We start from the raw sequence: 15,370 nt of genomic DNA on the forward strand, positions 1-15,370 counted from the left end.
CCGATAAATCGTAAATGACCGCTATTGTCTTCACGGACGGGTGGTTTGGCTAACACAGCGGATGAACCGTCCTGTAAGGCCCATATATTTAGGAGGTGCACACCATGCCATTGACGCCGCTTGATATACATAACAAGGAATTTGCCCGTCGAATTCGGGGTTATGATGAGGACGAGGTCAACGAGTTTTTGGATCAGATTATTAAGGATTATGAAAGTGTGATCCGGGAGAACAAAGAGTTGGGTAACCAGCTTATGACGATGCAAGAAAGACTGGATCATTTTTCGAATATTGAGGAAACCTTGTCTAAGACCATCATTGTCGCTCAGGAGGCGGCGGATGAGCTGAAGAACAACGCGAAGAAGGAAGCTCAGCTGATCATTAAGGAATCCGAGAAGAATGCGGACCGGATCATTAACGATGCGCTAGGTAAATCCCGCAAAATCGCGCTTGAGGTTGAAGAGCTGAAGAAGCAGGCTTCCATCTACCGCACCCGCTTCCGTTCCTTGGTTGAGGCGCAGCTGGAACTTTTGAAACAAGAAGGCTGGGAGACGCTGGAGAACCGTGAACCGAGTCTTGAACCTAAAGAGGTATACTAGGCGGGTATCCGGTTGACTTTTCTCGCGAAAGAGTCTATAACTAATAACATATTGTTGATTTATACAAGAATTCGTTGATGGGAATAGTACGCGAAGGATCTGTCCCTCAGAGAGCCGGCAGTTGCTGAAAGCCCGGCGTTCAGACCAAGCAGAAGATCATCCCGGAGAAGTGAAGCTGAAGCGTGTAACCGCGTGCGTAAGCTGAACCGTCAGCCGAACGTTACATCGGACCTTGCCTATTACACACAGGCATGGACATTGAGGTGTCGCTTGCGCAGGCTTTTTAGCGAAAAGTCGGTTAAGCGAAATTAGGGTGGTAACGCGAGAACAGGTTCTCGTCCCTTGGGGGATGAGGCCTTTTTTTATTTTCACAGAACTTTACGAAAAAGGGCGAAAGGAAGATCTGCATGAACAAAGTAGATGTCAAGGAGAAGGCGCGGGCAAGAGAACTGCGCATCTTGAACAAATGGAACGAGGAGAATACGTTCAAGAAATCAATCGAGCTGCGGGCCGGCAAGCCGAACTATGTATTCTACGAAGGTCCCCCAACCGCAAACGGCGCGCCCCATATCGGTCATGTGCTCGGCCGGGTTATCAAGGATTTTGTGGGCCGTTATCAGACGATGAAAGGCTTCCATGTCGTTCGGAAAGCGGGCTGGGATACGCACGGACTTCCGGTGGAGCTTGGCGTAGAGAAGCAGCTTGGCATTTCCGGCAAGCAGGAGATCGAGAATTATGGCGTTGAAGCTTTTATCAAAAAGTGTAAATCCAGCGTATTTGAATATGAGCATAAATGGCGCGAGCTGACTGAAGCGATCGCTTATTGGACCGATCTGGATCATCCGTACATCACGCTCGAGAACAACTATATCGAGAGCGTATGGAACATTTTGGCGACGATTCATGATAAAGGCCTTCTGTATCGTGGTCACCGCGTAAGCCCATACTGCCCTTGCTGTCAGACCACGCTCAGCTCCCACGAAGTGGCACAGGGTTATGAGGATGTTAAAGACCTTAGTGCAACGGCGAAATTTAAGCTGCATGACAGCGGAGAGTATGTACTGGCATGGACGACGACGCCTTGGACGCTTCCGTCCCACGTAGCACTGGCCGTTAATCCGGATATGGATTATGCCCGCGTCGAGCAGGAGGATGGCATCTATATCGTGGCTAAGAATCTGGTAGAGGATGTCATGAAGGGCGACTTTACCGTTCTATCGACGCTGAAAGGTTCTGAACTGGTCGGCAAGACTTACGATCCTCCGTTCCCGTATGTACAAGCGGAGAAAGTAAATCTCATCGTCGGCGCATCCTTTGTTACCGATGCAAGCGGTACGGGGATTGTACACATGGCGCCTGCACACGGTGAAGATGACTATCGCGTGTGCCGCGAGAATGGCATCAGCTTCGTGAGTGTCGTGAACGGCCAAGGCCGTTACACCGATGAAGTGACGGATTTTGCCGGACGCTTTGTCAAGGATTGCGATCTGGACATTGTGAAGGCATTGTCTGAAAAAGGACTGCTGTACAGCAAGGAGAAATACGAGCACAGCTATCCATTCTGCTGGCGCTGTAAGTCCCCTCTGCTCTATTATGCAATGGAGAGCTGGTTTATCGAAACGACAGCGGTTAAGGATCAACTAATCGCGAACAACAATGAGGTAACCTGGTATCCGGGCCATGTGCGCGACGGCCGCTTCGGCAAATTCCTTGAAGATCTGGTCGATTGGAACATCAGTCGAAACCGTTATTGGGGAACGCCGCTCAATGTATGGGTCTGCGATTCTTGTGAAGGACAATTCTCGCCGCACAGCATTGCGGAGCTTCGCGCCAACGCGGTAGGTGAGGTAGCGGAGGATCTGGAGCTGCATAAACCTTATGTGGATGATGTGAAAGTGAAATGCCCTCACTGTGAAGGCGGCGTGATGGAGCGGACCTCGGAAGTTATCGACGTATGGTTTGACAGCGGATCGATGCCGTATGCGCAATACCATTATCCGTTCGAGGACAAGGAGAAATTCGAACAGCAGTATCCTGCCGATATGATCTGCGAAGGGATTGACCAGACGCGCGGCTGGTTCTACAGCTTGCTCGCCGTATCGACGCTCTTCACGGGTAAGGCGCCATATAAAGCGGTTATGGCCACAGGTCATATTCTTGATGAGAACGGACAGAAGATGTCCAAATCCAAAGGCAACGTCATCGATCCTTGGGAAATCATCGAAGAGTACGGCACGGATGCGTTCCGTTGGGCGCTGCTGGCTGACAGTGCGCCATGGAACAGCAAACGCTTCTCGAAGGGAATTGTTGGCGAAGCCAAATCCAAGGTTGTGGATACGCTGGTCAATACTCATGCATTCCTGACGCTGTATGCCGGTATTGACGGCTATGATCCGAAGAAGCATGAGTTCAAGGGATCGGACCATAAGCTGGACCGCTGGATTCTGTCCCGCCTGAACAGCTTAATTCAAGTGGTTGACAAGGGATTGGCTGTGAATGATTTCCTGAATGCGGCAAAAGCAATCGAAGCTTATGTGGATGAGCTGAGCAACTGGTATATCCGCCGTTCGCGTGACCGTTTCTGGGGCAGCGGACTCGGAGAAGATAAGCTGGCGGCTTATGGAACGCTTACCCATGTGCTGCTGACCCTCTCCAAGCTGATGGCTCCATTCACGCCGATGCTGTCTGAAGACATTTTCGTGAATTTGGGTGGAGGAGAAAGCGTGCATCTGGCCGACTTCCCGCAAGCCGACGAAGCATTGATCGACAAGGCGCTTGAGCAGGACATGGAGACGGCAAGACAGATTGTAGAGCTCGCGCGCAACGTCCGCAACGAGACAGGGATCAAAACGCGTCAGCCGCTGTCTGAGCTGATTGTGTCGATGGATCGTGAGTTCGATCTTTCCGGTTATCAAGACATCATCAAGGATGAGATTAATGTCAAAATGATTGAGGTGGAGACCAGCGATAGTGGTTTCGTCGATTTTACACTCAAAATGAACCTGAAGGTCGCAGGCAAGAAATACGGTAAAAATATCGGTTTCCTGCAAGGGTTCCTGAAAGGCATGAGCAGTGACGAGACCCGCAAGGTGGTGCAAACGGGCGGCGTGAACGTTACTTCGCCGGAAGGTGAAGAATTACAGATCACGTCCGAAGAGCTGCTGGTGGAGAAGAAGGCGAAGGAAGGTTTCGCATCTGCTTCAGGTTATGGTTTAACCGTGGCGCTCAATACAGACATCACGCCAGAGCTGGAGCAAGAAGGCTGGGTTCGCGAAGTCGTGCGTGCCGTACAGGATACGCGGAAGAAGCTGGACCTTCCGATCGAGAAGCGGGTCAATCTGACCCTGGATACAGATGATGAGCTTACAGTTGCGATCACTGCATTTGAAGATGTGCTGCGCGAGAATGTCCTGGTTAACGAATTGCAATTCGGACAAAGCGAAGGCATGGAGCGGGTTGAGCTTGGTGGCAAAACCATTGGCATCCAAATCGCATAAGTAATAAATTGGTTATATACAACACTGCCCTTATCTACAAGGGGCAGTGTTTTTTTCGTGTTCAAAAAAGTATCGGTTTTCGACAAGGTGATTCTCACGAACGAATGGGATTCTTCCAATTGATGCATAATAATCAGCGAAATCAAAAGTAATGATAAACAGGCTGCGACCACACATGGTGATGGAGCTGCTCTTGATCTCATTTATTTGATGTCGATTAGTTTAGGCAAAGGGGCGGTGGACATGGCGGAGAAGCCGGATGCTGGGGTGTCAACTGAACAAAAAAAGCCGTTGGAGGATGAGCAGGACCAATTGAGCGCCATACACCGCATGACCACGGACATTGCAGAGCAGCTGGAGAAGGCCCGAATCGCTGAATACACCCAGCTGCTGAACCGCCCATGGAAATTGATATGGACCAATCTGCTGGCCGGGTCGGCCCGGGGTGTGGGAATCGCGATTGGCTTTACCTTTTTTGCGGCGACCATTATATACGTCCTGCAGGCGCTTGGCGCGTTGAACTTGCCAATTATCGGCGACTACATTGCGGATATTGTTCGGATCGTTCAGCGTCAGCTTGAACTAACGTGAGTTTGTATGTAATGCCCGGCAGCACTGCATCCAATTTTATGCTGCCGGTCGTAAAGACTTATTTAACTTAAAGATTCATCATCAGGGTCGGCATGGGGATCCAGCAGGTAACTTCCTTCGCCCCGGTTTAGGTAATCGATATATTGCGGACTTCGAACAATAAACACTTCGGAGCCATCGATATTGGTTGCAACGAAATTTTCATACACTTCAACAAATCCGCCTTGATCATCGCCATTCTCGATATCCATCTCGTTATAGCTGTCAATTTCGTTGCCTTCCGCCAGAGCAGGGGAATTGGAGCTACCCCAGCTTTCAACGATCTGCCAGGCGTCCTCGCCGTCAAACGCAGCATACTCGTGCTCATCCATACTGGATTTTCCAAAAGCGGGAGCAAGGACTTCCTCCTCAACCGGACGATCACGGGAGACTCGTTGACGAGGCGTGTCTTTTATACAATATTGCGTATCCGGGAGAACCTCCAACCGCTCGTACGGAATCGGCTGGCCGCAGGTAAGGCACACACCGTAACGGCCGTGATGAATCGCTTCAAGCGAAAAAATAACTCGCTGCAGCTCCTGATCCACCCTATCCTGAAGGGCGAGGTCTTTTCCTCTTTCAAACATCTCGCTTGCCAAGTCCCCAGGGTGATTATCAATATGGGACAGCTCGCCGGTCATATCTCGCTCCGATTCCCCCAGCCCATGTTGGTCGTTATATACCATGCGCCGTTCAAGCTCAACCTTTCGATCCATCAGCTTTTGTTGTAAATTATTGAGTTGCTCCTGAGTTAGATGCGACATGTCAGGCTCCTTTCATGGTCCGAAGTTGACCTTCTGGTTCATATGTATAGAGTGCACCCATTGAGATGGTTTTACTGACGGAAAATGTTCTCGCCACTGGACAGGAATGGACGGTTTCTGAGCCGCTGTGCTACAATAAGACGAGTTACTGACCGATCAGCGAAGTGATCGCGAGATTGGAGAAGACAAGAACGGAGTGACATAAACAAGTGGTGTATTATTTGATTGCATTTGTTTTATTTCTTATCGATCAGGGAACCAAGTACTTGATTGCCTCGAAGCTGGAGCTTTATGAACAGATCCCTGTGATCGGAGACTTCTTCCTGATTACCTCGAGCCGAAACCGGGGAGCCGCGTTTGGCATACTGCAGGATCAATTATGGTTCTTCATAGTGGTGACGCTAATCGTTGTGGGCGGGATTGTCTGGTACCTGCGGAAGGTATCGAAAGAAGGACGTAAGCTGCTGCCTACGGCTCTTGCGCTTGTACTTGGCGGGGCAATTGGGAACTTCATCGATCGGTTGGTGATGGGAGAGGTTGTCGATTTCCTGCAATTTAATTTTGGCAGCTACACATTCCCGATTTTTAATATTGCCGATTCTTGTATTGTCATCGGTGTGGGATTGATCATATTGGATACGCTTCTGGAAGGAAGACGCGAGAAGATACAGACAACAAGTGAAGTTTCTGGCACAGAAGGGAATGAATAATGTTGCAAGACGGTATGGATACAGATACGGAATGGACAGGCGAAACAGGGCACGAATCCGAAACCTATGAGTGGACGGTGGATGCAGAATCCGCCAAAACCCGTATAGATAAATACATAACAGAGAACCTCGGTGAGAATGTTTCACGCTCCCAGGTGCAGTTATGGATTACCGATGGACATGTCATCGTTAATGAAGGTCCGGTTAAGTCTAATTACAAAGTGAGTCAGGGTGACCGCATCCTGCTGAAGGTTCCTGACCCATCGGCAGTAGAGATTATTCCGGAGGACATCCCGCTAGAGATCGCGTTTGAAGATGCAGACGTCATTGTTGTGAACAAGCCAAGAGGGATGGTTGTTCATCCGGCTCCTGGTCATTCCTCGGGCACTCTTGTGAACGCATTAATGTTTCACTGCAAGGATTTGTCAGGCATTAACGGTGAACTCCGGCCTGGCATCGTGCATCGGATTGATAAAGATACAACGGGTCTTATTATGGCAGCGAAGAATGATAAAGCTCATGCTTCTCTTGCGGCTCAGTTGAAGGATCACAGCGTGAACCGTCGTTATCTGGCTTTGGTTCATGGCAATATGAGTCATGATCAAGGGACCGTTGACGCGCCAATCGGGCGGGATGCACATGATCGTAAATTGTATACGGTCACGGACCGGAACAGCAAGCATGCGGTAACCCATTTTACCGTCATAGAACGCTTCGGCGATTACACTCTTCTTGAGCTGAAGCTGGAGACTGGGCGTACGCATCAAATCCGCGTGCATATGAAGTATATCGGCCATCCTCTCGTGGGCGATCCCGTATACGGCAAGAGCAAGGGCATAAAATTGGACGGCCAAGCCCTTCACGCAGCCGTTTTGGGTTTTGTCCATCCTTCGAGTGGTGAGTATATGGAGTATTCGGCGCCGATGCCGAATGATATGGAAGAACTTTTGACGATTCTAAGGGGCCGCTAGCGGTTCCTTTTTGCATTTATATGTTTTGGGGTCACCGCAAAGTATTTGGAGTAAGTATCGAAGCATAGGCTCCACTTTGTGGGGCTATTTTTCTTGCCATTCCATCCCGGGATATGTTATAGTGACGATAACTTTTGATGAAGGAGGTGAGCAGGATGAATATCGAGATGGTTAACAACCGTATTAGCCAGCTGCCTTTAGCTATGGCTGGCATTGTTCATGCATTTCTCTACAACGGGAGAGGTCTGTCCAATTTTACCAATACGGTTTGTACCATCGCGAGAAGTCACCTGCCTGCCTGCACGGATTAAGCCTATCTAGGCTTACAATTCTTGAAGGGTCCGCGGAGCTTGCTCTGTGGGCCCTTTTTGCGTTTGCAGTCCGGGTCTTCTCCCTAATCTATACGCTCTTCGAACAGGTTGAATGTTCGCAGCATACAGGAGGAAACCTAGAATGAATATAATCAATGTACAGAAAATGACGCAATACCACGGTGCTCATCTGGTACTGGACCAGATATCGTTTGAAATACAGGAAGGCGAGAAGGTTGCGCTTATTGGAAGGAACGGCAGCGGGAAGTCGACGCTGATGCGCCTGCTTGCCGGTTTGGATCAGCCAAACGAAGGGCAGCTGGCTATAAAGAAGGGGGCAAAAATCGGATATTTAGAGCAGATTCCGAGCCATATGGATACCTGGACGGTGCTGGATGTATTGTCACAGGGGTTGAGTCACTTGAAGGATTACCGAGCGGAAATGACGGAGCTTGAGGAGAAAATGAGTGACCCGGACACCGCTGGAAATCCGGAACTGCTCGATCGAGTGCTGCGGAAATACTCAGCGCTTCAGGAGCGGTTTGAAACAGAGGGTGGTTATGAGCTGGAAGCGAGCATCGACAAAATCGCTTCCGGGCTGCAAATACCCAAGAGCGAGTACGGACTGGCCTTTGGCTCGTTGTCCGGTGGAGAACAAACCCGTGTCGCGCTGGCATCGCAGCTGATCGTACAGCCGGATTTGCTCTTGCTTGATGAACCGACCAACCATCTGGATTTGGCACGTACGGAATGGCTGGAGGAATTCTTACGCGAATATCCGGGAACCTGCGTCATAATCTCTCACGACCGATATTTTCTGGATCGGGTCGTGTCCAAAACGATTGAGCTTGAAGATGGCGAAGCTTTTACAGCCCATGGTGGCTACACCGCGTTCATGAAAGATAAGGAAGAGCGTTTGTTGCAGCAGTTTGCCGAATATCAGGAGCAGCAGAAAGTAATCAAGAAGATGAAGGAATCCATCAAGCAGCTTGAAGAGTTCGGCCGGATTGGCGGCAATGAGAAGTTTTTCAAGCGCGCGGCTTCCATGAGACGGGCGCTGGAGCGGATGGAGCGGGTAAAGAGACCCGTGCTGGAACGAAGACAGGCTGATTTTGAACTGAATCCTCAGGATCGTTCCGGTCGCCGCGTGGCATACTTTGAGCAAGTTGAGGTTTCTTATGGGAATCAGGCGGTGCTGAGGGGAGCATCCGGTCTAATCGAATTTGGCGAGAAAATTGCACTGATGGGCTCGAACGGTAGCGGGAAAACAACGCTATTCAAAGTGCTGTTGCGCGAGCTTACGCCTGATTCCGGTTCGCTTGAATGGGGTTCGCGTGTCGATGTAGGCTACCTCGCTCAGCAGGAGGAACCGGACAATCCGAAGGAAACGGTGCTTCAATATTTCCGGGAGAAGGCTGGAGTAGAAGAGGGAGAAGCTCGAGGAATACTGGCAAGGTATCTGTTCTATGGTGCGGCCGTGTTCAGATCGGTGGGGCAGTTGTCCGGAGGGGAATGGACACGATTGAGACTCGCGCTGCTAATCCATCAGAAGCCGAACCTGCTGCTTCTGGATGAACCCACGAACCATCTGGATATTGCCTCCCGTGAAGCATTGGAGGACGCACTGCAGGATTATGCGGGGACCATTCTTGCCATTTCCCATGACCGTTATTTCGTGAATCAAGTGTCTCGCAAAGTGTGGGATTTGAATCAAGGGAAGCTGACTGTCTATCATGGGAATTATGATGATTTCCGAGCTAAGAAAGAACAGCTTGAAGCGGCATTGATAGGAAGGGAGCTATCAGCGGGGAGTGAAGGTATTACCAAACAGAAGGTGGCGCAGCAGCCCCAAGCGAAGGATAGCCCTGCTCCGCTTTCCAAACGCGTAAACGCGGATCGCTCTTCCGCCGTAAGGTCCAAATGGTTGGAGGAGGAAATTGCTCGTATAGAGTTCCGCATCCGGCAGCTTGACGACTGGCTCGAGACGGAAGGCGATGATTTACACGAGGATACGGATCTGTCGCTGCTCGAGCAGCGCTGGAACGAGCGGGAGTTGCTATCCGCGAGTCGTGACGAGCTCCTTGCGGAATGGCTGGAGCTGACTTAAGCTCCGCCCAGCCGAAAAAGTACAAATCATTTGATATATAATGCATGGCTCCAGTTGTGATTTTCCTGCATATTTAGGATGAGTATGAAAGCATGAGTAGGAGATGAATACAAATCATGAGTATGGATAAATATCAGGAAACGTACATTCAACAGAGCTTCGCCAACCGGATCGGCGGTGCTAATTATGGCAAAGATACAGCCATTTATAAATTCGAGAAGATCAAAAGAGCGAAGGCTGCTGCGAAGCAGGAACACCCTGGCACGGAGCTGATCGATATGGGAGTTGGCGAGCCGGATGAGATGGCGGATGCAGGCATCGTGGCGAAGCTGGCAGAAGAAGCGGCAAAGCGGGAAAACCGCGGTTATGCGGATAACGGAATTCCGGAGTTCAAGGAAGCGGCTGTTCGCTACTTGAAGAATGTATTTGGTGTTGAAGGCATTGATGCCGCTACAGAAGTTCTGCACTCCATCGGTTCCAAGCCGGCACTGGCCATGCTGCCGTCCTGCTTCATTAATCCTGGGGACATCACCATCATGACGGTTCCCGGATATCCTGTACTCGGCACGCATACCAAGTACTTGGGCGGCGAAGTTTACAATGTGGAGCTGAAAAAAGAGAATGGATTTCTGCCGGATCTCAACTCGATCCCTGAGGACATTGCACGCCGTGCCAAACTGCTCTACCTGAACTATCCGAACAACCCGACGGGTGCCAGCGCAACGGCCGAGTTTTTCACCGAGGTTGTCGAGTGGGCCCGCAAGTATGGCGTTGTTGTTGTCCATGACGCTCCTTATGCAGCGCTCACTTACGATGGCTTAAAGCCGCTCAGCTTTCTCTCCGTCCCCGGCGCGAAAGATGTTGGGGTAGAGCTTCACTCCCTGTCCAAATCTTATAACATGACAGGATGGCGCATTGGTTTCATCTCCGGTAACCCGCTAGTAGTTAAGGCCTTTGGTGATGTGAAGGACAACAACGATTCCGGACAATTCATAGCCATTCAAAAAGCTGCCGCATACGGTCTGGACAATCCGCAAATTACGGAGAAGATTGCTGAGAAGTATTCCCGTCGCCACAACATGCTGGTAGACGTGTTGAACGGACTTGGTTTTACGGCCGAGAAGCCGAAGGGTTCCTTCTTCCTCTACGTTGAGGCTCCAAAAGGCGTTAAAGGCGGACGCCGTTTTGAATCCGGCGAAGATTTCTCACAATATCTGATTCGCGAGAAATTGATCTCGACCGTACCATGGGATGATGCGGGACACTTCGTACGCTTCTCCGTAACCTTTATTGCTGATGGCGAGGAAGAAGAGAAACGCGTCATTTCCGAAATTCGCAGAAGACTTAGCGATGTAGAATTTGAATTCTAATGAACACCATATAAACTCCGCTTGGCACACGACATTACTCGACATGATTGCTGTTGACATCTCCTGTAGGGTCTGTCATAATGGGATCAATCGAATAGCACCTTTAAATCAGTCCCGTGAGGCTGGCAAGGTAACGTGAACCGAGGTTCATTAACAGGAGGCATGGCTCTGTCTGCGGATAGATGCTGCGCTTTCGACACTATCTCTATGAGATCAACTCCTTGTCCAGCCGGGCAAGGAGTTTTTTTGTGTGTAATGAACTCACGGATCGTCTGAACTAAAGAGGGCTAATCAAACGTTTAGAAGGAGGATTTAAGGATGAGCAACGAACAGCATGTGATTATGGACGAGACGGCCATCCGCCGCGCACTAACGAGAATTGCCCATGAAATATTGGAAAAGAATAAAGGGATTGAGGACTGTGTCCTGGTCGGCATTCGCACACGCGGCGTGTTCCTGGCTCAACGAATCGCTGAGCGAATGAGTGAGATTGAAGGTACGCCGATTCCATGGGGAGAGATCGACGTGACTTCCTACCGCGATGACCGTGAAAGTAAAGAAGCCACTGCAGAACGGGTAGAAGGAGCCAAGCGCAGTCTGGAACACCTGAATATTCATGACAAGAAAGTCATTTTATTCGATGACGTGCTGTACACGGGACGGACGATTCGGGCTGCGATGGATGCCCTGATGGACTGCGGGCGGCCTAGAATGATACAGCTGGCGGTTCTGGCAGATCGCGGACATCGCGAACTGCCCATCCGGCCGGATTATATCGGTAAGAACGTTCCTACCTCCAAACATGAGGAGATTACGGTTGCATTAACCGAATTCGACGGCAAGGACGAAGTGACCATTAGCCAAAGAGAGGAACGATAATCATGACAACAGCCATTTCATTGAAAGAACGTAGCCTCTTAGGTTTGAAGGATATTAGCAGAGACGAGATTGGATCGATCCTGAGTCGGGCGTCATATTGGGAAGCACAGTCCGAGAAAGTGGTGCCGGTACTTAAATCGAAATTTGCGGTTAATATGTTCTTCGAGAACAGCACCAGAACGAGATTTTCGTTTGAAATGGCTGAGAAAAGACTCGGCGCCGAGGTCATGAACTTTGCAGCGGCAGCCTCCAGCGTCGAGAAGGGCGAGTCCATCTACGATACCGTAAGAACACTGGAATCCATGGGAATCGATGCCGGCGTCATCCGGCTGAAACCCTCCGGAGTGCTTCAGGAGCTTGGGGAGCGGATCTCGATCCCGCTAGTCAATGCGGGTGATGGCAACAACGAGCATCCTACCCAGGCGCTGCTCGATCTGTATACGATGAAGAAAAGCTTCGGAGAGCTTAAAGGATTGACGGTATCCATTATCGGAGACATCAAGCATAGCCGGGTTGCGCGTTCGGACCTGTGGGCACTGCAGAAGTTCGGAGCCCATGTGCAATTCTGCGCACCGGAAACGATGCAGGCTCCAGAGCTGGCTCAGTATGCGCCCTATGTATCAATGGAGAAGGCACTAAAGGCAGATGTGGTGATGATGCTGAGGGTTCAGCTGGAACGCCATAGCGAAGGTGCATTCAAATCCAGCGCGGAATACCGGCAGCAGTATGGTTTGACGGAAGAACGGGCGGCCAAGCTGTCAGAGCACACGATGATTATGCACCCGGCACCGGTGAACCGCAATGTTGAAATCGACGATGCGGTCGTGGAAAGTCCTAAATCGATGATATTCAAGCAGATGGCGAACGGAGTGCCCATTCGCATGGCGGTTATGGAACGGGCGATGGGCTGATTGGAAAACGTGATATACGGTGTATAGAATGAATATACGCTAATATTTATACACAAAAGTGAATTTTTATTATACAATATACAAAGAAGCGAATGGTGCTTCTGCTGCGGAGGGAATCAAGATGCAAATGCAAGTGATAAAGAATGCCAAAGTGATCAATGAACGAGGACAGCTCGAAGATAAACATATCGTCATTGCAGACGGATTGATTCAGTCGGTTGCAAGTGATATCGCAGCTTTGCCGGAAATGGACGATAACGTTCAACTAATCGATGCCGAGGGCAAACTGGTCACACCGGGATTCATCGATATGCATGTGCACTTGAGAGAGCCGGGTTATGAGCACAAGGAAACGATCGAGAGCGGCAGCCGCTCGGCAGTGAAAGGCGGCTTTACAACCATTGCCTGCATGCCGAACACAAGACCAGTGACCGATTCGCCGGAAACGGTGAAGGTTGTGCTGGATAAGGCTAGCGAAGCGGGTCTGGCCAAGGTGCTGCCTTACGCAGCCATTACCAAAAACGAGCTGGGCCGCGAACTGACGGATTTTGAGGCCTTGAAGGCAGCGGGTGCGATCGGGTTTACGGATGACGGCGTTGGTGTGCAGAACGCACAGATGATGAAAGATGCCATGAACAAAGCGAAGGCGCTGGGCATGCCGGTCATTGCTCATTGTGAGGATGACTCGCTGGTAAAAGGGGCTTGCGTGACGGAAGGAAAGTTCGCTCAGAAGCACGGCCTGAAAGGTATACCCAATGAGTCGGAAGCGATCCATGTCGGACGGGACATTCTGCTCACCGAAGCCACCGGCGTACATTACCACGTATGCCATGTGAGCACAGAGCAGTCCGTACGCTTGATCCGCCAAGCTAAAGCAATAGGCATCTCGGTAACGGCCGAAGTATGCCCGCACCATCTGGTTCTCTCTGACGAAGATATTCCCGGTCTGGACGCCAACTGGAAAATGAATCCGCCGCTGCGCACCCCGCGTGATGTGGAGGCTTGTATAGAAGGTCTGCTGGATGGAACGCTCGATATGATCGTAACGGACCACGCGCCGCACAGCCCGGAAGAGAAGGCGAAAGGCATGGAGCTTGCACCATTCGGTATTGTAGGATTCGAAACAGCATTCCCGCTGCTCTATACCCAATTTGTCGCTACAGGCAAATGGGATCTTGGCTTGCTGGTGAAGCGGATGACCAGCGACCCGGCAAGAGTATTTGGTCTTGCAACGGGTGTGCTGGAAGCTGGTAAAGCAGCAGATCTGACCATGATTGACCTCGAAGCAGAGAAAGAAGTGAATCCGGAAGAGTTCGCAACGAAAGGCCGCAACACTCCATTTACAGGCTGGAAGCTGAAAGGCTGGCCTGTGATGACTTGGGTGGACGGCGAAGTGAAATGGTCGGAGCAGCACGGATTTTAAGTAACACTTAGGCAAAAGACTTATAAAATAAATTACACATAGATGACAGGAGTGATCGGGATGCAGGCAAGATTGTTACTGGAGGACGGAACGCTGTTCAGCGGAAAATCCTTTGGCGCGGATGCTGAAATGACCGGAGAGGTTGTTTTCAATACAGGGATTACAGGATATCAAGAGGTGCTGAGCGACCCGTCTTACTGTGGACAGATCGTGACCATGACGTATCCTTTGATTGGAAACTACGGCATCACGCGGGATGACTTTGAATCCATTCGGCCGTTCGTCCACGGATTCGTTGTTCGTCGTCATGAGCCTGTTCCTAGCAATTGGCGTGCAGAATATAGCGTTGACAGCTTATTGAAGGAATACGGTATTCCAGGTATCAGCGAGATTGATACCCGGATGTTGACCCGGATCATTCGTCACTACGGTACGATGAAGGGGATTCTGACCACTTCCAACAAGCCAGTGGAAGAGCTTAAGGAGATGCTCGGTGATACGACGATCGCCGAACTCCGCAACCAGGTGGCAAAAACCTCAACGCCGCAAATGTTTACAAGCCCAGGCTCCAAGGAGCGGATCGTTCTGGTTGACTTCGGTGCAAAAAGCGGAATTCTGCGCGAACTGACTTCCCGCGGCTGCGATGTGATGGTCGTTCCGCATGACACGACGGCTGATGAAATCCGCAGACTTCACCCGGACGGCATTCAGTTGTCCAACGGCCCTGGGGACCCGAAAGACGTTCCGTATGCGGTCGATATGGTCAAAGAACTCCTTGGCGAATATCCGATCTTCGGCATCTGCCTTGGCCACCAATTGTTTGCACTGGCTGCTGGCGCTGATACCGAGAAGCTGAAATTCGGCCACCGCGGCGGGAACCACCCGGTAAAAGAGCTTGCCAGCGGACGCTGTTACATCACTTCCCAGAATCATGGCTATACGGTAAATGAAGATTCCGTCAGAGGTACGGATCTGGAAGTTACACATATCAACAATAACGATAAAACGATTGAAGGCTTGAAGCACTCGAAATTCCCGGCCTTCTCCGTGCAATATCATCCTGAAGCTGCACCTGGTCCGCAAGACAGCAGCTATCTGTTCGATCAATTTCTTGAGATGATAAGAGACCATAAACAGAATGAAATCCGGAAACCGCGCCAAGCGGTTCTGGCCGCAGCCGTGAAAGGAGCTCATTAAT

13 protein-coding genes and 1 other annotated feature are annotated in these 15,370 nt (G+C 50.5%); of the genes, 12 read left to right on the top strand and 1 reads right to left on the bottom strand.

Translation table 11 applies throughout. From position 1 onward, the window contains the following. Window positions 1–104: 104 nt before the first annotated feature. From NYE54_RS10665 to NYE54_RS10675, 3 genes are all read left to right on the top strand, one after another. Window positions 105–599 carry a DivIVA domain-containing protein gene (locus NYE54_RS10665; RefSeq protein WP_076320648.1) on the top strand — a complete coding sequence of 165 codons (495 nt, stop codon included), beginning with the start codon at window positions 105–107 and terminating at the stop codon, window positions 597–599. Between the two features lie 65 nt (window positions 600–664). After that, window positions 665–945, top strand: a binding site (T-box leader). 61 nt (window positions 946–1,006) lie between these two features. Continuing rightward, window positions 1,007–4,096 carry an isoleucine--tRNA ligase gene (gene ileS, locus NYE54_RS10670; RefSeq protein ID WP_339271953.1) on the top strand — a complete coding sequence of 1,030 codons (3,090 nt, stop codon included), beginning with the start codon at window positions 1,007–1,009 and terminating at the stop codon, window positions 4,094–4,096. A gap of 243 nt (window positions 4,097–4,339) precedes the next feature. After that, window positions 4,340–4,687: a DUF5665 domain-containing protein gene (locus NYE54_RS10675; RefSeq protein WP_076320650.1), complete on the top strand. Its 348-nt coding sequence runs from the start codon at window positions 4,340–4,342 to the stop codon at window positions 4,685–4,687. Window positions 4,688–4,749: 62 nt separating this feature from the next. Here NYE54_RS10675 and NYE54_RS10680 read toward each other — a convergent pair whose 3' ends face one another. Then, a complete protein-coding gene (locus NYE54_RS10680) occupies window positions 4,750–5,490 on the bottom strand; it encodes a TraR/DksA C4-type zinc finger protein (protein WP_339271954.1) in 741 nt (246 codons plus the stop codon). Window positions 5,491–5,699: 209 nt separating this feature from the next. Between NYE54_RS10680 and lspA the strand changes: the two genes are divergently transcribed. From lspA to NYE54_RS10725, 9 genes are all read left to right on the top strand, one after another. Next, window positions 5,700–6,200 (top strand): signal peptidase II, encoded by a 501-nt coding sequence (gene lspA / locus NYE54_RS10685; RefSeq protein WP_076320652.1) that lies wholly within the window; start codon window positions 5,700–5,702, stop codon window positions 6,198–6,200. Continuing rightward, on the top strand, window positions 6,200–7,171 hold the full coding sequence (locus tag NYE54_RS10690) for an RluA family pseudouridine synthase (protein WP_339271955.1): 972 nt from the start codon (window positions 6,200–6,202) through the stop codon (window positions 7,169–7,171). Before lspA ends, NYE54_RS10690 begins: the two co-directional genes overlap by 1 nt. 155 nt (window positions 7,172–7,326) lie before the next feature. Beyond that, complete coding sequence (locus tag NYE54_RS10695; RefSeq protein WP_179090564.1) at window positions 7,327–7,482, top strand: hypothetical protein; 156 nt, start codon at window positions 7,327–7,329, stop codon at window positions 7,480–7,482. A gap of 142 nt (window positions 7,483–7,624) precedes the next feature. Then, window positions 7,625–9,589, top strand: a complete 1,965-nt coding sequence (locus NYE54_RS10700) for an ABC-F family ATP-binding cassette domain-containing protein (RefSeq protein ID WP_339271956.1) — start codon at window positions 7,625–7,627, stop codon at window positions 9,587–9,589. 116 nt (window positions 9,590–9,705) lie between these two features. After that, entirely contained in the window at window positions 9,706–10,959 is a 1,254-nt protein-coding gene (locus NYE54_RS10705) for an LL-diaminopimelate aminotransferase (RefSeq protein WP_076320655.1), read from the top strand. Window positions 10,960–11,277: 318 nt separating this feature from the next. Beyond that, entirely contained in the window at window positions 11,278–11,838 is a 561-nt protein-coding gene (gene pyrR, locus NYE54_RS10710) for a bifunctional pyr operon transcriptional regulator/uracil phosphoribosyltransferase PyrR (RefSeq protein ID WP_339271957.1), read from the top strand. Continuing rightward, on the top strand, window positions 11,838–12,749 hold the full coding sequence (locus tag NYE54_RS10715) for an aspartate carbamoyltransferase catalytic subunit (protein ID WP_179090579.1): 912 nt from the start codon (window positions 11,838–11,840) through the stop codon (window positions 12,747–12,749). Before pyrR ends, NYE54_RS10715 begins: the two co-directional genes overlap by 1 nt. A 121-nt stretch (window positions 12,750–12,870) precedes the next feature. Further along, window positions 12,871–14,172 (top strand): dihydroorotase, encoded by a 1,302-nt coding sequence (locus NYE54_RS10720; protein WP_339271958.1) that lies wholly within the window; start codon window positions 12,871–12,873, stop codon window positions 14,170–14,172. A gap of 60 nt (window positions 14,173–14,232) precedes the next feature. Further along, entirely contained in the window at window positions 14,233–15,369 is a 1,137-nt protein-coding gene (locus NYE54_RS10725) for a carbamoyl phosphate synthase small subunit (RefSeq protein WP_339271959.1), read from the top strand. Window position 15,370 lies beyond the last annotated feature (1 nt).

The organism is Paenibacillus sp. FSL K6-1330 (genome assembly GCF_037976825.1).
Taxonomy (GTDB): Bacteria; Bacillota; Bacilli; order Paenibacillales; family Paenibacillaceae; genus Paenibacillus_AQ.